The organism is Micromonospora sp. RV43, from assembly GCF_001029515.1.
Lineage (GTDB): Bacteria > Actinomycetota > Actinomycetes > Mycobacteriales > Micromonosporaceae > Micromonospora > Micromonospora aurantiaca.
Map to the genome: position 1 here is coordinate 25,695 of NZ_LEKG01000001.1, position 22,041 is coordinate 47,735.

Sequence of the window (22,041 nt, forward strand, 5' to 3'; positions counted from 1 at the left end):
GTATATGTGAGCGCTAACACTAACTCCGTGACACGGCGGAGGTGCAAATGAGCGAAGTGGACGCGTCCGACCGGTACGTGATCGGTGTCGATTTCGGCACGCTGTCCGGGCGGGCGCTCGTGGTCCGCGTCCGGGACGGCGCCGAACTCGGTACGGCGGTGCACGAGTACCGGCGCGGGGTCATCGAGACCGCGCTTCCCGACGGCGGCCCGGCGCTGCCCCCGGACTGGGCCCTCCAGGACCCGGACGACTACCGCGACGTGCTGCGCCACGCGGTGCCGGCCGCGCTCGCCGAAGCCGGCGTGGACCCGTCCCGGGTGGTGGGCATCGGCACCGACTTCACCGCCTGCACCGTGCTCCCGACGCTCGCCGACGGCACACCGCTGTGCGAGATCCCGCAACTGCGCGACCGCCCGCACGCCTGGGTGAAGCTCTGGAAGCACCACGCCGCGCAGCCGCACGCCGACCGGATCAACGCGCTGGCGGAAGAACGCGGCGAACCGTGGCTCGGCCGCTACGGCGGCAAGATCTCCGCGGAATGGCAGTTCGCCAAGGGCCTGCAGATCCTGGAGGAGGACCCGGAGGTCTACCGGCGGGCCGAGCGCTTCATCGAGGCCGCCGACTGGATCGTCTGGCAGCTGTGCGGCGCCGAGACCCGCAACGTCTGCACGGCCGGCTACAAGGGCATCCGGCAGGACGGCCGCTACCCGTCGCCGGACTACCTGGCCGCGCTCGACCCCGGATTCGCCGACTTCGTGACCAAGCTGGACGGTCCGCTGCTGCCGCTGGGCGCGCGGGCCGGCACGCTCAGCGCCCGCGCCGCGGCCTGGACCGGACTGCCCGAGGGCATCGCGGTCGCGGCGGGCAACGTCGACGCCCACGTCACCGCCGCGTCGGCCCAGGCGCTGCGGCCCGGCCGGCTGGTCGCCATCATGGGCACCTCCACCTGCCACGTCCTCAACGGCACCCACCCGGCCGAGGTGCCGGGCATGTGCGGCGTGGTCGACGGCGGCATCAGCCCCGGCGCCTGGGGCTTCGAGGCCGGGCAGAGCGGGGTGGGGGACATCTTCGGCTGGTTCGTCCGCCACGCCGCCCCGGCGGGGTTCGACTCGCACGAGCGGCTCACCGAGGCCGCCGGCGCCCAGCCGGTCGGCGCGCACGGGCTGGTGGCGCTGGACTGGTGGAACGGCAACCGGTCCCTGCTGGTCAACCACGACCTCAGCGGGATGATCGTCGGGCTGACGCTGGCCACCCGGCCGCCGGACGTCTACCGCGCGCTGCTGGAGGCGACCGCGTACGGCACCCGGATGATCGTCGAGGCGTTCGGGCAGGCCGGGGTGCCGGTCGACGACCTGGTGGTGGCCGGTGGTCTCACCTCCAACCGGCTGCTCATGCAGATCTACGCCGACGTCACGAACCGGCCGCTGAGCATCATCGGCTCCGCCCAGGGCCCGGCGCTCGGCTCGGCCATCCACGCGGCTGTCGCCGCTGGGGCGTACCCGACGATCCACGAGGCGTCCGCCGCGATGGGGCGCATCGACGAGGCCGTCTACCGGCCCGTACCGGAGAACGTGCGGGCCTACGACGCCCTGTACGCCGAGTACCGCGCGTTGCACGACCACTTCGGCCGCGGCGCGAACGACGTCATGCTCCGCCTGCGGGCGATCCGCAACGCGGCGGTCGACGCCGCCGCGGACCGTACCGCCGCGACCCTGGAGGTGGTCGGATGAACAGCCAGGTCAACGCGCTACGCGAGACGGTGGCCCGTCTGCACCGCGAACTGACCCGCTACGACCTGGTGGCCTGGACCGCCGGCAACGTGTCGGCCCGCGTACCCGGTCAGGACCTGATGGTCATCAAGCCCAGCGGCGTCGACTACGACGACCTGACCGCCGGGGCCATGGTGGTCTGCGACCTCAACGGCACGGTCGTCGACGGCGACGGCGCCCCGTCCAGCGACACCGCCGCGCACGCCTACGTCTACCGCGCGATGCCCGAGGTCGGCGGCGTCGTGCACACGCACAGCGGGTACGCCACCGCCTGGGCGGCCCGCGGCGAGGCGATCCCGTGCTGGCTGACCGCGCAGGCCGACGAGTTCGGCGGGGAGATCCCGATCGGGCCGTTCGCGCTGATCGGCGGCGACGACATCGGCAAGGGCATCGTCAGCACGCTGTCCGGGCACCGCTCACCGGCGGTGCTCATGCGCAACCACGGCGTCTTCACCATCGGCCGCGACGCCCGGGCGGCGGTCAAGGCCGCGGTGATGTGCGAGGACGTGGCCCGCACCGCACACCTGGCCCGCGCGCTCGGCCGGCCGGTGCCGATCGCGCCGGCCGACATCGACTCGCTCTACGACCGCTACCAGAACGTGTACGGCCAACGCCCGTCGGCGCACTGACCCCGGACCGCGCCGCGCACCCCCCACCACCACATCCGGGCCGCTCCGGTTTCCGCCGGTCGCGCGCCCGGAACATCCAACCCCCGGAGGAGAATCGATGAGAAGCAGGAGCACGGCACGCACTGTCATCGCGGCGTTCGCCGGCGTGCTGCTCGCCGCCAGCATGGCCGCGTGCGGCAACAGCGACACCGGCGGCGGTTCCGGCGACGGCAACGACAAGATCGTCCTGGGCTTCTCCCAGGTGGGCGCCGAGAGTGGCTGGCGCACCGCCAACACCACCTCGATCAAGGAGGCGGCGGCCGAGGCGGGCATCGAGCTGAAGTTCGACGACGCCCAGCAGAAGCAGGAGAACCAGATCAAGGCGATCCGCAACTTCATCCAGCAGAAGGTCGACGTGATCGCCTTCTCGCCGGTGGTGGAGTCCGGCTGGGACACCGTGCTCAAGGAGGCCAAGGACGCCAAGATCCCGGTGATCCTGACCGACCGCGCCGTCGACTCGGCCGACAAGTCGCTCTACAAGACGTTCCTCGGCTCGGACTTCGTCAAGGAGGGCCGCCTCGCCGGCGAGTGGCTGGTGGAGCAGAAGAAGGCGGCGTCCGGCCCGGTCAACATCGTGGAGCTTCAGGGCACGACCGGCTCGGCGCCGGCCAACGACCGGAAGAAGGGCTTCGCCGAGGCCATCGCCGCCAACCCGAACCTGAAGATCGTCGCCTCGCAGACCGGTGACTTCACCCGCGCCGGCGGCAAGCAGGTGATGGAGCAGTTCCTCAAGGCCAACCCGAAGATCGACGTGCTCTTCGCGCACAACGACGACATGGGCCTGGGGGCGCTCGAGGCGATCACCGCGGCGGGCAAGGAGCCCGGCAAGGACATCACCATCATCACCGTCGACGCGGTGAAGGACGGCATGCAGGCCCTCGCGGACGGCAAGTTCAACTTCATCGCCGAGTGCAGCCCGCTGCTCGGCCCGCAGCTGATGGACCTGGTCAAGAAGGTCAAGGCCGGCGAGGAGGGGCCCGCCCGGATCGAGACCGAGGAGACCACGTTCACCCAGGAGCAGGCCAAGGAGGCACTGCCCAACCGCAAGTACTGAGTCACCCGGGGGTCGCCGTCGCAACCGACGGCGGCCCCCGTACCACCACCGTCGAAGAAGAGGTCCGATGGGATGACGGGTAACCGTCCGGTCCTGACCATGACCGGCATCAGCAAGACCTTCCCCGGGGTCCGCGCACTGCGCGACGTCGACTTCCGGCTGTTCCCGGGCGAGGTCCACGCCCTGATGGGCGAGAACGGCGCCGGCAAGTCCACCCTGATCAAGGTGTTGACCGGCGTCTACGGGACCGACGCGGGCGTCGTCACGCTCGACGGCGAGCAGGTCTCGTTCACCGGTCCGATGCAGGCCGCAGCGGCCGGTGTCAGCACCGTCTACCAGGAGGTCAACCTCTGCACCAACCTGTCGGTGGCGGAGAACGTCTTCATCGGCCGGGAGCCCCGCCGGCTCGGCGCGGTGCGCTGGGGCGAGATGCGCCGCCGGGCCCGCGACCTGCTGGCCCGGCTCGATCTCGACCTCGACGTCTCCGCGCCGCTCGGCTCGTACTCGCTCGCGGTGCAGCAGATGGTCGCCATCGCCCGCGCGATCGACGTGCAGGCCCGGGTGCTGATCCTGGACGAGCCGACCTCCAGTCTGGACGCCGGCGAGGTGGCGCAGCTGTTCCGGATCATGCGGCAGCTGCGTGACGAGGGGATCGCGATCCTGTTCGTCACCCACTTCCTCGACCAGGTCTACGGCATCGCCGACCGGATCACGGTGCTGCGCAACGGCACGCTCGTGGGGGAGTACCGCACCGAGGAGCTGCCGCAGTTCAGCCTGGTCGAGAAGATGATCGGCCAGGAGCTGGACGTGCTGGAGCGGCTCGACGAGCAGCAGAAGCGCGCCACAGTCGACGCCGGTGGCGAGGCCCCGCTCGTGGACGCCGCCGAACTGGGCCGGCGTGGCGCTGTCGCCCCGTTCAGCCTCCGCATCCACGCCGGTGAGGTGGTCGGCCTGGCCGGCCTGCTCGGCTCCGGCCGGACCGAGGTGGCGCGGCTGATCTTCGGCGCCGACCGGGCCGACCACGGCCAGGTACGGCTCGACGGCGGCCGGGCGCCCGTGCGCAACCCGATGCAGGCCATCGGCCAGGGCGTCGGGTTCTGCTCGGAGAACCGCCGGGCCGAGGGCATCGTTCCGGAGCTGACGGTACGGGAGAACATGATCCTGGCGATGCAGGCCGCGCGCGGCTGGCTGCGTCCGATCCCGCGCCGCCGCCAGGACGAACTGGTCCGCAGGTACGTGGAGGCGCTGAGCATCCGCCCGGCCAACCCGGAACTGCCGGTTCGCAACCTGTCCGGCGGCAACCAGCAGAAGGTGCTGCTGGCCCGCTGGCTGATCACCGAGCCGCGCCTGCTGATCCTGGACGAGCCGACCCGCGGCATCGACGTCGGTGCCAAGGCCGAGATCCAGAAGCTGGTGGTGCAGCTCTCCGACGGCGGGATGGCGGTGCTGTTCATCTCCGCCGAGCTGGAGGAGGTGCTGCGCCTGAGCCACCGGGTCGCGGTCATGCGCGACCGGGAGATGGTCGCCCAGCTCGACAACGACGACACGCTCGACGCCGACCGCGTCATGCGCACCATCGCCAGTGGAACGCCCCGGGAGGAGGTGACCCCATGACCGCCGTCGCCGACCGCCTCCGCCCGCTGACCGGCCACCGCCTGTTCTGGCCGGCGCTCGTGCTCGTGGTCATGATCGCCGCGAACACCGTCTACCGTCCCGGCTTCCTCGCCGTCGAGGTCAAGAACGGCCACCTGTACGGCACGCCGATCGACATCCTCCGGCTGAGCGCGCCGCTGATCCTGGTCGCGCTCGGGATGACGCTCGTCATCGCCACCGGCGGCATCGACCTGTCGGTCGGTTCGCTCTGCGCGATCAGCGGCGCGATCGCCTGCCTGCACATCAGCGGGGCGGCCGATCAGAACAGCCCGGCCACGGTGGCCACCGCGCTGGCCCTGGCCTTCGGCGCCGCGCTCGTGCTCGGCGCCTGGAACGGGATACTCGTGGCGGTCATCGGCATCCAGCCGATCATCGCCACGCTGATCCTCATGGTGGCCGGGCGGGGCATCGCCCAGCTGGTCACCGAGGGCCAGATCATCACGATCAACTCCGGTCCGTACCGGGCGATCGGGCTCGGGCACTTCCTGACGCTGCCGCTGGCCGTCCTGATCGCGCTCGCCGCCGCGCTGCTCGTGGCCGCGTTCACCCGCCGCACGGCGCTCGGGCTGATCGTCGAGTCGGTCGGCGGCAACGCCGAGGCCAGCCGGCTCGCCGGCATCCGGTCGCGGCGCATCGTCTTCCTCGTCTACGTGATCAGCGCCGTCTGCGCCGCGCTCGCCGGTTTCATGGTCACCGCGAACGTCTCCAGCGCCGACGGCAACGCCGCCGGCCTGTGGATCGAACTCGACGCGATCCTGGCGGTCGTCATCGGCGGCACCTCACTGGCCGGCGGCCGGTTCTCCCTCGGCGGCACCGTCCTCGGCGCGCTGATCATCCAGACCCTGACCACCACCGTGTACGCCATGAACATCTCGCCGCAGACGTCGCTGCTGTTCAAGGCGGTCGTCGTCATCGCCGTCTGCCTCGTCCAGGCCCCGGCGTTCCGGGCCCGGCTGCGCCGGCGACGGCGCGGGACCGAACCCGGCCCGGCGGCACCGCAGCGGGAGAAGGAGCAGGTGCCGGCATGAGCAGCACGTCGTTGACCACCGGCCGGTCCTGGCGGCCCAGCCTGCCCCGCCGGCACGTCCCGGTGCTGGCCACGCTCGCCCTGCTGCTGGTCATGTACGGCATCGGCGTGTCCCAGTACCGCGCCTTCTCCAACGTCCAGGTCGTCTTCAACGTCTTCATCGACAACGGCTTCCTGCTCGTCGTCGCGGTCGGCATGACGTTCGTGATCCTCACCGGCGGCATCGACCTGTCCGTCGGCTCGGTGGTGGCGATGACCGCGATGGTGTCGGCCGCGCTGCTGCGCGACGGCCTGCCCGCGGCCCTGGTGCTGGTGATCGCGCTGCTGATCGGCCCGACGCTCGGGTTTCTGATGGGCTGCGCGATCCACTTCTTCGAGATCCAGCCGTTCATCGTGACACTCGCCGGGATGTTCTTCGCCCGGGGCATGTGCACGTTCATCAGCGACGCCTCCATCTCCATCACCGACGGTTTCTGGACCTCGATGTCGCAGCAGCGCATCGGCGACCCGGCCGGCAACTTCGTGTCGATCAGCGTACTGATCGCGTTCGCGGTGGTGCTGATCGCGGCGTACGTGCTGGCGTACACCCGGTTCGGCCGCAACGTGTACGCGGTCGGCGGCAACGCGCAGTCGGCGCTGCTGATGGGCCTGCCGGTGGCGCGGACCCGGATCGCCGTCTACACGATCAGCGGGCTCTGCTCGGCGATCGGCGGCATCCTGCTGTCGTTCTACACGCTCTCCGGCGCGCCGCTGATCGCCGTCGGGATGGAGCTGGACGTGATCGCCGCCGTGGTGATCGGCGGCACCGTGCTCACCGGCGGTTCCGGGTACGTCTTCGGCACCGTGCTCGGCGTGCTGGTGCTGGGCGTGATCCAGACGCTGATCACGTTCGACGGCAGCCTCAACTCCTGGTGGACCAAGATCGTGATCGGTGGCCTGCTGTTCGCGTTCATCCTCCTCCAGCGCCTCATCGGCATCCGGTTCAAGTGACGGTTCCTAGCGCGGAAGGCAACAACATGGCAACTCACCCCCAGCCCGAGGTCTGGTTCCTCACCGGCAGCCAGGGCCTCTACGGCGAGGACACCCTGCGGCAGGTCGCCGAGCAGTCCCGGCAGATCGCCGCGCGCCTGGACGAGTCGCCGGACATCCCCGTACGCGTGGTCTGGAAGCCGGTCCTCACCTCCAGCGCGGACATCCTCGCCGCCTGCCGGGACGCGGCCGCGCAGGGCGCGGTCGGGGTGATCGCCTGGATGCACACGTTCTCCCCGGCCAAGATGTGGATCTCCGGGCTGGACGCGCTGCGCACGCCGCTGCTGCACCTGCACACGCAGGCCAACGTGGCGCTGCCGTGGGACGACATCGACATGGACTTCATGAACCTCAACCAGGCCGCGCACGGCGACCGGGAGTTCGGGTTCATCCAGACCCGGCTCGGGGTGGCGCGCAAGACCGTCGCCGGGCACGTCACCGACCCCCGGGTCGTCGGGCGGGTCGCGGCCTGGGCCCGCGCCGCGATCGGCTGGTCGGCGGTGCGGACGCTGCGGCTGGCCCGCTTCGGCGACAACATGCGCGACGTCGCGGTCACCGAGGGGGACAAGGTCGAGGCGGAGCTGCGCTTCGGCGTCTCGGTCAACACCTACGGCGTCAACGACCTGGTCGCCGCCGTCGACCAGGTGCCCGACGCGCAGGTCGACGACCTGGTCAAGGAGTACGACGACACCTTCCGCGTCGCGTCCGAGCTGCGGCCCGGCGGGGACCGGCACGACTCGCTGCGGTACGCGGCGCGCCAGGAGCTGGGCCTGCGTGCCTTCCTCGACGCCGGCGGTTTCCGGGCGTTCACCACGAACTTCGAGGACCTCGGCGGACTGCGCCAGCTCCCCGGGATCGCGGTGCAGCGCCTGATGGCCGACGGCTACGGCTTCGGCGGCGAGGGGGACTGGAAGACCTCGGTGCTGGTGCACACGCTCAAGGCGATGGCCGTCGGCGTGCCGGGCGGCACCTCGTTCATGGAGGACTACACCTACGACCTGACGTTCGGTCAGGAGCTGATCCTCGGCGCGCACATGCTGGAGGTGTGCCCGAGCATCGCCGCCGACGTACCCAGCGCGGAGGTGCACCCGCTGAGCATCGGCGGGCGGGAGGACCCGGTACGCCTGGTCTTCGACGCCGCGCCCGGCCCGGCGGTCGTGCTGGGCATGGTGGACATGGGGGAGCGGTTCCGGCTGGTCGCCAACGCGGTGGACGTGGTGCCGCCGCCGCACCCGCTGCGCCGGCTGCCGGTGGCGCGCGCGGTGTGGCGTCCGCAGCCCGACCTGGCCGGCTCGGCGGAGGCGTGGATCACCGCGGGCGGGCCGCACCACACCGTCCTCTCCCAGGCCGTCGGCATGGAGGAGCTGCGCGACCTGGCCGCGATGGCCCGGACCGAGCTGGTGGTCATCGACGCCGAGACGCGCCCCCACCGCTTCGCGGACGAGCTGCGCTGGAACCAGGCGTACTACCGGCTCGCCCGGGGTTTCTGAGCCGCCACGGGCCGCCTCGGGCCGCCCGTGCGGCGGGGTCCGTGTTACGCCTTGACGAACGGCATGTTATCGCTCACAGTCGATGGATAGGGTCACCGGCACCGCTCGCGGGCCGTTCCGGGCGCGATCTGCGCCGCAGTTGCCAGGGATCCGACTCCCGCCTGGGTGGGCATCGCTGTTAGCGATAACGCTGCCGTCGTCGGAGCGTACTGCCGTGCCCGGGCTCCGGTCGACGAAGGAGGATCGTGGTGACGGCTCGACTGTCCCGTGGACGTGGACGCCTGTCCCGGTTGCTGGCCGGGGTGGTGGCACTGCTTGTCGGCGGCGTGGTGGTGGGCGCCGTGCCCGCGCCGGTATCGGCTGCCACAGTGGACACCAGCGCCTACTACGTGCTGGTGAACCGCAACAGCGGCAAGGCGCTGGACCTGTACAACCAGGCGACGAACGACGGGGCGCGGATCACCCAGTGGACGCGCAACGACGGCGCCTGGCAGCAGTGGCAGTTCGTGGACTCCAGCGGTGGCTACTACCGGCTGCGGTCCCGGCACTCCGGCAAGGTGCTGGACGTGACCGGCGCGTCCACAGCCAACGGCGTGGCGGTGGTGCAGTGGACGGACCACGGCGGCACCAACCAGCAGTTCCGGCTGGCCGACTCCGACAGCGGGTACGTCCGGCTGATCAACCGGAACTCGAACAAGGTGATGGAGGTGCAGAACGCCTCCACCGCCGACGGCGGTAACATCGTCCAGTACGACGACTGGAACGGCGCGAACCAGCAGTGGCAGCTCGTCCGCGTCGGCGACAACCCCGGCAACCCGGGCAACCCGGGCGGCAGCTTCACCAACCCGGCCGTCTGGCAGGACTTCGCCGACGTCGACATCATCCGGGTGGGCGACGTCTACTACATGTCCGCCTCCACCATGCACTACTCGCCCGGCGCGCCGGTGCTGCGTTCCTGGGACCTGGTGAACTGGGAGTTCGCCGGGCACTCGGTGCCACGGCTGGAGTTCGGCACCAAGTACGACCTGAGCGCCAGCGAGCAGGCGTACGTGGACGGCATCTGGGCGTCGACGCTGAACTACCGGCCGAGCAACCGCACGTTCTACTGGGCCGGGTGCATCGACTTCGCGCAGACCCACATCTACACCGCCACCGCCGTGGACGGCGCGTGGAACCGCCTGACCACCATCCCCAACTGCTACTACGACGCCGGCATGCTGATCGACGACAACGACACCATGTACGTCGCGTACGGCAACGGCACGATCAGCGTGGCCCAGCTCTCCGCCGACGGGCGCAGCCAGGTCCGGGCCCAGCAGGTCTACCAGACGCCGTCGAGCATCGGCACGCTGGAGGGCGCGCGCTTCTACAAGCGCAACGGCGCGTACTACATCTGGCTGACCCGGCCGGCCAACGGCCAGTACGTGTTGAAGTCCACGAACGGCCCGTTCGGCCCGTACGAGCAGCGGCAGGTGCTGCTCAACCTGCCCGGCCCGATCTCCGGTGGCGGCGTGCCGCACCAGGGCGGGCTGGTGCAGACGCAGACGGGCGCCTGGTACTACATGGCGTTCACCGACGCGTACCCGGGCGGCCGGATGCCGACGCTGGCGCCGATCACCTGGACCTCCGACGGCTGGCCGCAGGTGCAGACCGTCAACGGCGCCTGGGGCGCGAGCTACCCCAACCCGCTGCCGACCCGCCCGGTCAAGCCGCTCACCGGCACCGACACGTTCTCCGGCACCACGCTCGGCGTGCAGTACGAGTGGAACCACAACCCGGACAACAGCAGATGGTCGGTGAACAACGGCCTGCGGTTGCAGACCGCCACCGTCACGAACGACCTGTACCGGGCCCGCAACACGCTCACCCACCGCATCCAGGGTCCGACCTCGACCGGCACGATCGAGCTGGACTACTCGACCATGCGCGACGGTGACCGGGCCGGCCTGGCGATGCTGCGGGACAGCTCGGCCTGGATCGGCGTACGGCGGGACAACGGCGCCACCCGCGTGGTGATGACGAACGGCCTGACCACGGGCTCGAACTGGAACACCACGAGCACCGGGACGGAGATCGCCAGTGCGGCGGTGTCCGGCGGGCGGATCTGGCTGCGGGTGAACGCCGACATCCGGCCCGGCTCGGGCCGGCAGGCGCGGTTCTCCTACAGCACCGACGGGGTGAACTTCGTGTCGCTCGGTAACGCGCTGACGCTCAACAACGCATGGCAGTTCTTCATGGGCTACCGGTTCGGCTTCTTCAACTACGCCACCCAATCCCTCGGCGGCGCGGTGACGGTGCGGCAGTTCTCCCTGACGACACCGTGACAACGGTCACCATTCGCGGCCGTTGACACATCTTCGACAACCCGGGGTGCGGCTCCGGCAATCGCCGGAAATGCCGCACCCCGGGCGCAATTCCACCCGCTCCGAGCTGCCTGTTCGTGCCACTGCGTAACGGAAGGGAATGAGCCGCCTGTCGATTCCCCGATATCGCCCCGCCACGGCGGGAACGGGCGATCAACGGTGCCGATACCGATGGGACCGCTGGCGTAGACTGTCGCCACCCGGGACGGTCCGGTCGAGATCGACCGGGTGTGGCCGCGGGCAGTGGCGAAAGTGAGGTGGCCGTGCGCGGTCCTGCGATGACGGACGTGGCCCGCCTCGCCGGGGTGTCGCACCAGACGGTCTCCCGGGTTCTCAACGGGCATCCCAACGTGCGTGAGCAGACCCGGTTACGGGTGCAGGCCGCCATCACCGAACTCGGCTACCGGCCCAACCGCGCGGCCCGCGCGCTGGTGACCGGCCGGTCCCAGGTGATCGGCGTGGTCGCGCAGAACACCACGCTCTACGGCCCGGCGTCGCTGCTCGCGGCGCTGGAGCAGACCGCCGCCGAGGCCGGCTTCGCGGTGAGCGTCGGCAGCGTCCGCGACCTCGACCACCGCTCCATCTCGGCCGCCGTGGAACGGCACCTGGCACACCGGGTCGCCGGCATCGTGGTGATCGCCCCGGTCGAGTCCGCCGGGGAGGCGCTGGAACGGCTGCCCCAGGACGTACCGCTGGTGACTGTCGACGGCGACCCGCGGCGACCGATCCCGCTGGTCACAGTCGACCAGGTCGCCGGCGCCCGGGCCGCCACCGAGCACCTCCTCGCCGCCGGGCATCGCACGGTGTGGCACGTGTCCGGCCCGTCGGACTGGTTCGACAGCGCCGGCCGCATCGAGGGGTGGCGCGAGGCGCTGCGGCAGGCGGGAGCCGAGATCCCGCCGCTGGTCCCGGCCGACTGGTCGGCGGCGGCGGGCTACCGGTGTGGGCAGATGCTGGCCCGGATGCCGGAGGTCACCGCCGTCTTCACCGCCAACGACCACCTGGCGCTGGGCGTGCTGCGGGCGCTGCACGAGCACGGCCGCCGGGTTCCCGACGACATCAGCGTGGTCGGGTTCGACGACGTGCCCGAGGCGGCGTACTTCATCCCGCCGCTGACCACCGTCCGGCCGGACTTCGGCGCTGTCGCCGCGGCGAGCCTGGACCTGCTCCTGGCCCAGATCGAGTCGCAGACCGTCGGGCCGCTGCGGCAGACGATCGCGCCGACGCTGGTGCCGCGCCGCAGCGTCGGCCCGCCGCCCGCCCGCTGAGGCGGTAGCGGCCCCTCACCCGTGGCCCGGCCCCGCCGTGCGAGGTCCGGTCGTCAGTGGTCCGTTCGGCGAGCGCGCGCCCGGCGTGCGACCAGCAGCACGATTCCGGTGATCACGAGCAGCCCGGCGACCGCCCCACCCGCCAGCAGCGCGACCGGCGGGCCGTCGTCGCCGGACCGCGCGCCCGAGGCATCCGGCTCGTCCGCGCCGTCCACGCCGGCCGACGCGGCAACCGCCGTCGGCGTGGGAGCCGCCGACGCGGGAGCCGACGGTGCGGGCGCCGCCGGGTCGGCCACTGTGAAGCGGTACGAACCCTGGACCGGGTGGCCGTCGCGGGAGACCACCCGGTACGCGACGGTGTAGGTGCCGTTGCCCAGCGGCTCGTCGATCGTCACCGTGCCGGTGGCGCCGTCCACCGCCGGTGCGGAGGTGGGCACCGTGCGCTGGGCCGCGTCGCTGACCGTGATGGTGGTGAAGGAGGGGTTCAGCCCCTGCAGGAACCGCAGCGTGACCTGCGTGGGCGCGGCGGTGAGCCGGGCGTCGCGCGCCGGGGTGGCCTCCTGGAGCGAGTTGTGGGCCGCCGCGGGCGTGGCCGGGACCAGCAGCAGCGCGGTGAGGGCCGCGGCGAGCAGCGCGGTGACGGAACGGGTACGCATGACGCGCCTTCCTGTGGTGGTCAGCCGAGCAGTTGCGAGCCGATCCAGCCGCCCTCGGGGCAGCCGGGCGGTACGGCGAACACGGCGGAGCCGATCGGGGTGGTCCACTCGTTGAGCAGGTCGCGCTCGGCGAGCCGGCGCTGGACGGGCAGGAACTGCCGGGCGATGTCGGCCTGGTACGAGGCGAAGACGAGCCCGCTGTCCGCGGTCCCCTCCGGGGTCGGCACGCCGTCGTAGTTGTACGGCCGGCGCAGGATCTTCTGCCGGTCGTCGGTGACGCGGGCGCGGGTCAGGTGCGAGAAGTCGGGGATCACGGTGAGCCCGTCCGGGCCGAGCGCGGCGAAGTCCGGCTCGTCGTGTTCGGCCCGGCCGGTCAGCGGCGCGCCGGTGTCGATGCGCCGCCCCACGGCGAGTTCCCGGTCGGCGCGGCCCAGCAGGTCCCAGGTCTCCAGGTTCATGCTGATCCGCCGCACCACGAGCGTGGTCGAGTCCCGCAACCAGTCCGGTCCGTCGGTCACCCACACCGCGGTGTCCGCGGGCGTGCCGGGCTTGGGGTTGGCGGTGCCGTCGAGCTGCCCGAACAGGTTGCGCTGGGTACGCCCCGGCTCGGCGCCGGCCGCCCGGCGGAAGCCCTGCTGCACCCAGCGGACGGCGGCGAACGGACGGCTGTCCTTGACCAGGACCCGCTGGGCGTGGGCGACTGTGAGCGGGTCGTCGGCGCAGATCTGGAGCAGCAGGTCCCCGCCGGACCAGCGGGGTTGCAGGCGGTCGATGCCGAACGCGGGTAGCTCGGCCACCGAGGCGGGCCGCCGGTCGTCGAGCCCGGCGGCGGCGTAGAGCCCGGGGCCGAAGCCGAACGTGACGGTCAGCCGGGCCGGCAGGAGGCTCAGTTCCGGCTCGGTGTCGGCCAGCGCGGGGCGGCCCTGGGTGAGCCGGGCCGCGTCGTCGGAGAGCAGCCGCAGCATCCGCCCGAGCGCCGCCCGGTCGGTGCCGGGGCGCAGCGTGAACGCGACGAACGCCGCGTGCGCCTGCGGGTCGGTGGTGACCCCGGACTGCCGGACGCCGTGGAACGGCTCGACCGCGCTGCCGACCTGAGCCACCGGGACGGCGTCGCCGGGGCGTACCCCGGGAGTGCCGGAACGGACGGCGGTGAGGGCGCCGGCGCCGGCCAGCGCGCCCCCGGCGGCCATCGCGCCTCCGGTGAGCAGGCCGCGCCGGCTCACCCGCCTGCCGGTCATGACGCCGGGCTCGGGCCGTGGCCGGGCGCGTAGCTCTCCTGGGCGCCGGTGAACGGCTTCGCCACGGCGGTGAACGTCTGGGTACGGCCGTCGGCGAAGGTGAGCGTGATGTCGAGCTGGTCGCCGGGGCGCACCGGGCGGGTCAGGTCCATCAGCATCAGGTGGTCGCCGCCGGGTTCCAGGGCGGCCTGGGAGCGGGCGGCGACCACGACGCCGCCCTGCTTCAGCCGCATCGCCATCTTCCCGTCGGTCATGGCCATCTCGTGGATCTCGGCCCGGGACACGTCGGTGGTCACGCCGGTGATCGTGACGTCGGTGTCGCCGTCGTTGGCGAGCGTGGCGAACGCGGCGGTCATGCCCTTGTCGGCGGCCTTCACCCACGGGTCGCGGACGGTGAGCACGCCCGCCGCCGCGCTCGCCGCCGCCGACGCCGAGGCGGACGCCGAGGCCGACGCCGACGTGGCGGCGGACGGCGTGCCGGAGGATCCGCAGGCGGTGACCGACGCGGCGAGCACGGCGGCGCCGATCAGGGCCGCCGCGCGCAGGAACCGGCGGCTGGTGGTGCTGGGCATGACGTCGTCCCCTCGAAGATCCGGTGTTCGTACCGTTTGTCGGCGCGGTACGCCGGATAGTTCCGGCCGGGGCGGTCGGGCATGTCACACCCCGGGCGGCGGGCCGTCACGGACCCGGGATCGGCGGTGCGCCCGGAAGGCATAATGGTTCCGGGTGTCACGTGGCGCGCCGGGCGCGGCCGCGGCCGGACGAGGGTGCCGGGCGGGCGCCCGGACGAGGGAGGCGACGGTGACCCAGGCGACGACCGGGGCGACCCGCAACACCCGTCAGCGCGCCGAGGTGCTGGCGCTGCTGCGGGAGTTGGACGGCTTCCACAGCGCGCAGCAGCTGCACCAGATGCTCGTCCAGCGGCAGGCGAAGGTCGGCCTCACCACGGTGTACCGGACGCTCCAGATGCTCGTCGACAACGGCGAGATCGACTCGGCGCGGCTGCCCGGCGGCGAGCACCTCTACCGGCGGTGCAGCCAGAGCCGCCATCACCACCACCTGGTCTGCCGCCGCTGCGGCCGGGCCGTGGAGGTGGCCGGCCCGGCCGTGGAGCGGTGGGCCGACCAGGTCGCCGCGCAGCACGGCTTCACCGACGTCGGGCACACCCTGGAGATCTTCGGCACCTGCGACCGCTGCGCCGCCTGAGCCGCCGCGGGCGGTGACCCGCCCGCGGCGCGTCGCCGTCAGCAGTTGCGCAGTGCCGGTGACTGGTTCAGCAACTGGCCGCGGCTGGAGGTGAACCGGCGGTACGCCTCGGAGCCGGCCGCGCCGGGGCGGAACGCCGCCACCCGGTGGCAGTTCTGGAACGCCAACGTCACCCCGAAGTGCCGTTCCAGGCCGGCGCGGATCGCGTCGCTGGCCATCGCGCGCAGCAGTTGCCCGCGCTCGGCGTCGCCCGGCGGCGGCACCACGTTGTCGGCGAACTCGGCGTCGGACGCGGCCAGGTCGGCGGCCACCCGGCTGACCGTCTCCCAGGCGTACGGCAGGGAGTCGCGGACGCAGGCGACGAACGCCTCCTCGTCCACGGGACCGGTCTCGGCGGCGTGCAGCAGGGCGGGCGGAACGGTGAGCGACATGGGTCCTCCGTCATCGCTAACGAACACGGTTTCCATTACCGATTGAGCACACCATGCGGCGGCAGGCCCGTCAAGGACCGGCGCACGCGAAACGGCGGGCGGACCCGAAGGCCCGCCCGCCGCCCGGCGGTGCAACGTGTCAGCGCAGGCGCGCCTCGATCGCCTCGATGACGCGGGGACGCAGCTCGGCGGCGCGGATCACCGCGTCGACCGAACCGACCTCGACCGCCCGCTGGATGCTGTGCACCCGGTCGAACTCGGCGGCCACCTCGCCCAGCTTCTCCGCCCGCACCGACGAGCGCAGCTCGTCCAGCTCGGCGGTGAGCGCCGCCCGCTCGGTGCCGGCCGCGGCGGTGACCTTCGCCTCCAGGTCGCGTACCCGGGGATCGGCGGCCGTACGGGCGGCGACCTCGCCGGCGAACACCACGGCGGCGGCGGGCGCGCCACCGAGCACCGAGGCGAACGACCCCTCGATCGCCAGCACCGTCATGTCCGGGTTGAGTGCCTTGGAGAACACCACGAACGCGCCGCCGTGGTAGCGCGAGATCACGCAGAACACGATCGGGCCGCGGAAGTTGACGATCGCCCGGCCGATCTCCGCGCCGTACTCCAGTTGCAGCTTGCGCATCGACTCGGGCGAACCGTCGAAGCCGGAGAGGTTGGCGAGCACGACCAGCGGCCGGTTGCCGCTGGCCGCGTTGATCGCCCGCGCGGCCTTCTTCGACGAGCGCGGGAACAGCGTGCCCGCGGTGTACGTGTCCGGGCCGTCGGTGGGCGGGAAGCCGTGCCGGGGCACCGAGCGGGACTCGATGCCGAGCAGGCACACCGGGATGCCGCCGAGGTGCACGTCCTGCACCACAGCCGTCTCCGCGTCGGCCATGCCGGCCCACCGCTCCAGCACCGGGTGGTCCTGGTCGGCGAGCGCCCGCATCACGGTACGGATGTCGAACGGCTTCTTCCGGTCCGGGTTCGCGGTGGCGGAGAAGATCTCGCCCACCGTGGCGAAGTCGCTGCCGGCCACCGCGTGCGGGTAGCCGCAGATGTCCCGGTCCACCGGGTCCATCGTGACGGCCCGGCGCGGCGCGTCCTCGCCCGGCGCGACGTACGTGTGGTCGTAGTGCGCCATCAGCACGTCCCGCGCGGCCGGCAGGCTCGGCGCCCAGTACTGCGCCTGCCCGTTCGGGCCCATCACCCGGTCGTAGCCGCCGATGCCGAAGTTGTCCTCGGCCGAGACACCGCCGGAGAAGTCGAGCGACTGCTTGCCGGTGAGCACCATCGCCGAGTCCGGCGTCATGACCAGCACGCCCTTGGTGTGCATGAGCATCGTCGCCTCGGCGTTCCAGTACGGCTGGGCGCCGACGTTGATGCCCGCCACCACGATGTTGATCTCACCGCCGTCCTGGGTGAACTCGACGATGCGCTTGAGCGCCGCGGCCACCCAGTCCATGTTCTCGGTGCCGGAGGTCATCGAGATGCGGGCGCCGGCGCTCAACGCGTACCACTCCAGCGGCACGCCCATCCGCTGCGCGAGGTCCAGCGCGGCGATCACCCGCCGGCACTCCGGCTCGGACAGCGCGCCGAGGGACTTGGTCGGGTCGCCGAGCAGCACCACCCGGGTCACGCCCTGCGGATGCCGCGGTGTCGGCGTGGTCACCACACCGGCCACGATCGCCGCGGTGTTGCGGCCCTTCGGCCGGTCCACCGGCACCAGCGCGTGACCGGCGTCCAGGTCGTGCTCGACGAAGTCGCCCAGCAGGCCGGTCAGCTCGTACGGGTACACCGTGTTGCGGCCGGCCGCCCGCAGCACCTTCAACCGGTAGTCGTCAAGCGGCTCGACCGGCTCGGACGGCGGCTCGCCCACTGTCAGCTGCGCGTGCCCTGTGGCGTCGAACGTGATCCGCACGCCGACCTTCGTCAGCTCGCCGGTACGCCGGTCGCGCTGCCGGGCGATGAACAGGATCTCCTCCAGCTCGGCGCCCACGGTGGTCGGGCGTACCCGGCCGGCGATCAGCTCCATCTCCTCGCGGGTCAGCTCGCTCGGCGGCCACACGTAGACGACGATCCGGTTGGTCGGGAACCGCGACTTCGACGGCCGCCGCGACTGCGCCCGGCGGATCGAGTCGATGCAGGCCGTCACCGTGTCCTCGGTGGTCGGCAGCGCCACCAGGCGGCCGTCCTGCTCCCGCAGCTCGGTCAGGTCACGTACCTGCGCGAACGCGACCAGCCGCTGGTCGGACGGGTTCTGCCGGGCGACCGCCTGGAACAGGTAGACCTCCTCGTCCAGCGAGGGCAGCCGGGTCAGGTCGAACTCGCGCAGCCGTTCCAGTTGCATCCGCTGCGCGATGTACGGGTGCAGGCCGCGGATCAGCCGCTCCTCGGCCATCCCGCCGCCCTCGGCCGGACGGAACGTGACGTGGTGGTGCATCACCGCGCCGCCGCGCCCGGCGACGGTGGTGGTGAGGCGGCGTACCTGCTGCGGCAGCGGGTGTGCGTTCACCACGTCCAGCAGCGCGGCGGCGGCGGCGTCCAGGTCCTCGGGCTGGTTCTCCCAGGCCAGGTAGACGTCCGCGTCGACGGCCTCGCAGTCCCGGGCCACCTCGGCCAGGCCGCGCAGCGCGTCGCCGAGCGCGTCGAAGCGGACGGCGGCCGAGACGACACTCGACCCGTCCCGCCCGGCCACCACGAACGTGCAGCCACCGGCGGTGCGGGTGCGGACCTCGGTGAGCGCCTTGTTGCCGTAGTACCGGCGGGTCAGCACCTCCAGCATGGCCGCGTTGTCCAGGTCGTTGCGGACCAGGCGCTGACCGAGCAGCCGGACCAGCGGCTCGGTGCTGCGCACCATCTCGGCGATCCGCCCGGCGCGGTCCGGCGCGTCCGGCTGCGCGTCGAGGTGCCGCAGGTGGGTGCGGACCTGGGCGTAGACGCGGGCCCGGTTGCGGCGCAGCAGCGGCTGGGCGAACCAGGCGAACACCACGCCCCGGGCCAGGTCGGCGACCACCGGGAAGCGGACCTGGGTGGCCGCGACGAGGCGTTCCAGCGTGAGACCGGCCGGCTCGCGCAGCGCCTCGTCCGGCGGCGGCTCGCGCAGCCAGGAGCGCAGCAGCGCGGCGATCACCGCGGCGTCCGCGGCGGCCCGCTGCTGGGCCAGGAAGATCCGGAAGACCGCGGCCTCCAGCTCGGGCGAGCGGTCCAGCTCGGTGACGCCGTAGTGGGCGAGCGCCTTGGCCAGGCGGGCCCGGAACGACTCCGGGGAACCGGCCCGCTCGACGTCGAGGCTCTGCAGGTAGGTGTGGAAGTACTCGCGGGCGCTGTGCACGTGCCCGCCCGGCCCGTCGTCGCCGCCGGGCCGGTTACGGCTCAGCTCGGCCAGGTCGGCGAAGACGTTCACCAGTTCCAGTTCCTCGGCCAGCGGCCGGTGCCCGGCCTCCGTGGCCGCCCGCCGCGCGTCCAGGTAGTCGTCGAGCACCCGGCGCTCGTCGTGCGGGTCCACGTCGTAGCCGAGCAGCAGCGAGCAGAGGTCCTCCTGGCCGCGTTCGGCGCGGGACCGCGCGGGCACGTCGGCGGGCGCGGTGGGCAGGTCCAGCTCGACAGCCGGTCCGGCCGGCCCGGCGGCCGCCTCGGCGTCGTCCTCCGCGACCGGCTCCAGGCGCAGCAGCGGCGCCCCGGCCTCCACCTGGGTGCCCACCGCCACCGACGACTCCTTGAGGCGGGCCCGGAACGGCGCCCGCAGCACCGTCTCCATCTTCATCGCCTCCAGCACCAGCACCGGCGCGCCGGCCTCGACCTCCGCGCCGACCTGAAGCGGCGTGGCGACCACCAGCGCCGGCATGGGGGAGCGCAGCACGCCGCCCTCGTCGCGGCTGACCCGGTGCGTCACGCCGTCCACCTCGACCAGGTGCACCGGGCCGTGGGTGTCGGTGAGCAGGCGGAACCGGGCGCCGTTGACGGCGATCTGACCGGTGTGCCGGTCGAAGCGGTCCAGCTCGACGTCGGCGGTGCGCACGTCGCCACCGGCCTCGACACCGACCCGGAACCGGTGCGCGCCGACCCGGGCCACCCGCATCCGGTAGGTCACGCCGCGCAGCTTCAGGTCCAGCGGCCGGCCGCTGCGGTGCTGCACCTGCGGGCGTCCACCGGCCGCGGTGGACAGCAGCCGCTGCCGTTCGGCGGTCTCGTCCTCCTCGTACGCCTCGATCGCGGCTGCCGCCAGCGCGACGGCGGAGTGCCGGTGCGCGACCAGGCGGCCCTCGCCGCGCACCCGGTCGATCCAGCCGGTGTCCGCGCTGGCGTCGATCACCTCGGGCTGGTCGAGCAGGTCGAGCACGAAGCTCTTGTTCGTCGCGCCGCCGGCGATGACCACAATGGTGTTCGCCATCGCCCGGCGCAGGCGGCCCAGCGCCTCGTCCCGGTCCCGGCCGTACGCGATGATCTTCGCGATCATGGAGTCGAAGTCGGCCGGGATGGTGTCGCCCTCGCTGACCCCGGTGTCGACCCGGATACCCGGCCCGGCGGGCAGGTCGAGCCGGGTGATCCGGCCGGGGGAGGGTGCGAAGTCGCGGTCCGGGTCCTCGGCGTTGAGCCGGGCCTCGATCGCGTGGCCGCGCTCGACCGGCGGCTCGCCGGTGAGCCGGCCGCCGCCGGCCACGTGCAGCTGCGCCTTGACCAGGTCGAACCCGGTGGTGGACTCGGTGATCGGGTGCTCGACCTGCAGGCGCGTGTTGACCTCCAGGAACGCGAACAGCCGGTCGCCCGGGTGGTAGAGGAACTCGACTGTGGCCGCGCCCCGGTAGCCGACGGCGACCGCCAGCCGCTCCGCCGACGCCTTCAGCTCCGCGGTCTGCTCGGGGCTCAGCACCGGCGACGCGGACTCCTCGATCACCTTCTGGTTGCGCCGCTGCACCGAGCAGTCCCGTACGCCGAGCGCCCACGCGGTGCCCTGTCCATCGGCGATCACCTGGACCTCGACGTGCCGGGCGCCGGTGACCAGGCGCTCCAGGAACACCACGCCGCTGCCGAACGCGCGAGCCGCCTCCTGGCTGGTGCGCTCGTAGGCGTCGGCCAGCTCGGCGTCGCTGCGGATCACCCGGATGCCGCGCCCGCCGCCACCGGCGGTCGCCTTGAGCATCAGCGGGTAGCCGATCGAGGCCGCCGCGCGCAGCGCGTCGTCCAGGCTCTCCACCGCGCCGCGGCTCCACGGCGCGACCGGCACGCCGACCTCCTCGGCGATCAGCTTCGCGCCGATCTTGTCGCCGAGCTTGCGCATGGCGTCCGGGCTCGGTCCGACGAACGTCACGCCGATCTTCTCGCACAGTTCGGCGAACGCCGGGTCCTCGGCCACGAAACCCCAGCCCACCCACGCGGCGTCCGCGCCGGTCTCGACCAGCGCGCGCTCCAGGGCCTTGAGGTCGAGGTACGGGCGGGCCGACGCGGGGCCCAGGTCGTAGGCGACGTCCGCCTCGCGGACGAAGGTGGCGGTACGGTCGACGTCGGTGTACAGCGCGACGGTCTCGATCCGGCTGCCGGTCTCCGCGGCCAGTTCCCGGACCGCGTGGATGAGCCGCATCGCGGCCTCACCACGGTTGACGATGGCGACACGGGTGAACACGTGACCGTCCCCTTCGGTTGACCCACGGTGGCGCGCCGGGCGCGGCGATGCCCCCGGCTCGCCTCACCTTTCCGCCTATGCGCGGGCGGCGCCATGTCGTAACGGCCGAAGCCTGAGCGGGGACCGTTGTAGGAACCGAACAAAAGTTTTTAGCCAGCCACTCACTACCTGCCGGTATGCGATACGGCGCCGGACCCGCTCGGGTCCGGCGCCGTATATCGCCTGCGCTGCGTGCTCAGCCCGGGATCTCCCGGGGGTCGCGGCTGCGGGGGTACGTGTTCTTCTCGCCGATCGTGCCGTCCTGCTTCTTGATCACGTGCTCGGCGCCGCGCTCGGCCGCCATCTCCCGGCCGGCCGCCTCGGCCTCCGCCTTGGTGTCGTGGCGGCTGGTCGCGCGCTCGTTGCCCTCCGGGCGGTTCTTCCACTGCCCGTCCTGCTGGTAGGTGTCGATGTCGCCCTTCGCCATGCCGTCAGCTCCCTCGTTCGCGTGTCCGATGACAAATGTCTGCCCATGCGAGGGGAGTGCTAATCCTGGCGGCGCGATCGGACGGTCCGGGCCGGGCGGGGGAGGTGGCCCCAACCCG

Annotated in this window: 16 protein-coding genes; 10 read left to right on the forward strand and 6 right to left on the reverse strand. The window is 72.4% G+C overall.

Annotation, left to right across the window (positions count from 1 at the left end):
- Window positions 1–47 precede the first annotated feature (47 nt).
- The 9 genes from araB (at window position 48) to ABD52_RS00130 (ending at window position 12,321) form a co-directional block, all read left to right on the forward strand.
- Window positions 48–1,730, forward strand: coding sequence for a ribulokinase (gene araB / locus ABD52_RS00090; RefSeq protein WP_047890371.1), 1,683 nt, complete (start codon window positions 48–50; stop codon window positions 1,728–1,730).
- Complete coding sequence (locus tag ABD52_RS00095; protein ID WP_047890372.1) at window positions 1,727–2,398, forward strand: L-ribulose-5-phosphate 4-epimerase; 672 nt, start codon at window positions 1,727–1,729, stop codon at window positions 2,396–2,398. The genes araB and ABD52_RS00095 overlap by 4 nt, the downstream gene beginning before the upstream one ends.
- Before the next feature lie 97 nt (window positions 2,399–2,495).
- On the forward strand, window positions 2,496–3,491 hold the full coding sequence (locus tag ABD52_RS00100; protein WP_047890373.1) for an ABC transporter substrate-binding protein: 996 nt from the start codon (window positions 2,496–2,498) through the stop codon (window positions 3,489–3,491).
- 72 nt (window positions 3,492–3,563) lie between these two features.
- Window positions 3,564–5,105 (forward strand): sugar ABC transporter ATP-binding protein, encoded by a 1,542-nt coding sequence (locus ABD52_RS00105; RefSeq protein WP_047890374.1) that lies wholly within the window; start codon window positions 3,564–3,566, stop codon window positions 5,103–5,105.
- On the forward strand, window positions 5,102–6,172 hold the full coding sequence (locus ABD52_RS00110; RefSeq protein WP_047890375.1) for an ABC transporter permease: 1,071 nt from the start codon (window positions 5,102–5,104) through the stop codon (window positions 6,170–6,172). Before ABD52_RS00105 ends, ABD52_RS00110 begins: the two co-directional genes overlap by 4 nt.
- On the forward strand, window positions 6,169–7,161 hold the full coding sequence (gene yjfF / locus ABD52_RS00115; RefSeq protein WP_013286824.1) for a galactofuranose ABC transporter, permease protein YjfF: 993 nt from the start codon (window positions 6,169–6,171) through the stop codon (window positions 7,159–7,161). Before ABD52_RS00110 ends, yjfF begins: the two co-directional genes overlap by 4 nt.
- A gap of 26 nt (window positions 7,162–7,187) precedes the next feature.
- The gene (araA, locus tag ABD52_RS00120) at window positions 7,188–8,690 is read left to right on the forward strand and encodes an L-arabinose isomerase (RefSeq protein WP_013286823.1); all 1,503 of its coding nucleotides are present in this window, start codon (window positions 7,188–7,190) and stop codon (window positions 8,688–8,690) included.
- Between the two features lie 248 nt (window positions 8,691–8,938).
- On the forward strand, window positions 8,939–11,014 hold the full coding sequence (locus ABD52_RS00125; protein WP_047890376.1) for an RICIN domain-containing protein: 2,076 nt from the start codon (window positions 8,939–8,941) through the stop codon (window positions 11,012–11,014).
- Between the two features lie 317 nt (window positions 11,015–11,331).
- On the forward strand, window positions 11,332–12,321 hold the full coding sequence (locus ABD52_RS00130) for a LacI family DNA-binding transcriptional regulator (RefSeq protein ID WP_030268480.1): 990 nt from the start codon (window positions 11,332–11,334) through the stop codon (window positions 12,319–12,321).
- Between the two features lie 53 nt (window positions 12,322–12,374).
- On the opposite strand, the gene ABD52_RS00135 is transcribed toward ABD52_RS00130, so the two are convergent.
- The 3 genes from ABD52_RS00135 to ABD52_RS00145 are packed head-to-tail and all read right to left on the reverse strand — an operon-like array spanning window position 12,375 to window position 14,787.
- Window positions 12,375–12,977, reverse strand: coding sequence for a copper resistance CopC family protein (locus ABD52_RS00135; RefSeq protein WP_013476443.1), 603 nt, complete (start codon window positions 12,975–12,977; stop codon window positions 12,375–12,377).
- A gap of 20 nt (window positions 12,978–12,997) precedes the next feature.
- The gene (locus ABD52_RS00140) at window positions 12,998–14,215 is read right to left on the reverse strand and encodes a Dyp-type peroxidase (RefSeq protein WP_047890377.1); all 1,218 of its coding nucleotides are present in this window, start codon (window positions 14,213–14,215) and stop codon (window positions 12,998–13,000) included.
- Window positions 14,212–14,787 carry a copper chaperone PCu(A)C gene (locus ABD52_RS00145; RefSeq protein WP_047890378.1) on the reverse strand — a complete coding sequence of 192 codons (576 nt, stop codon included), beginning with the start codon at window positions 14,785–14,787 and terminating at the stop codon, window positions 14,212–14,214. The genes ABD52_RS00140 and ABD52_RS00145 overlap by 4 nt, the downstream gene beginning before the upstream one ends.
- 229 nt (window positions 14,788–15,016) lie before the next feature.
- Between ABD52_RS00145 and ABD52_RS00150 the strand changes: the two genes are divergently transcribed.
- Window positions 15,017–15,421, forward strand: a complete 405-nt coding sequence (locus ABD52_RS00150; RefSeq protein ID WP_013286817.1) for a Fur family transcriptional regulator — start codon at window positions 15,017–15,019, stop codon at window positions 15,419–15,421.
- A 38-nt stretch (window positions 15,422–15,459) separates the two neighbouring features.
- Here the strand turns inward: ABD52_RS00150 and ABD52_RS00155 are convergent, their stop codons facing one another.
- The 3 genes from ABD52_RS00155 to ABD52_RS00165 form a co-directional block, all read right to left on the reverse strand.
- Window positions 15,460–15,852 (reverse strand): SCO5389 family protein, encoded by a 393-nt coding sequence (locus tag ABD52_RS00155; protein ID WP_013286816.1) that lies wholly within the window; start codon window positions 15,850–15,852, stop codon window positions 15,460–15,462.
- Window positions 15,853–15,991: 139 nt separating this feature from the next.
- On the reverse strand, window positions 15,992–21,457 hold the full coding sequence (locus ABD52_RS00160; RefSeq protein WP_047890379.1) for a carboxyl transferase domain-containing protein: 5,466 nt from the start codon (window positions 21,455–21,457) through the stop codon (window positions 15,992–15,994).
- 235 nt (window positions 21,458–21,692) lie between these two features.
- Window positions 21,693–21,923, reverse strand: coding sequence for a DUF2188 domain-containing protein (locus ABD52_RS00165; RefSeq protein WP_013286814.1), 231 nt, complete (start codon window positions 21,921–21,923; stop codon window positions 21,693–21,695).
- Window positions 21,924–22,041 lie beyond the last annotated feature (118 nt).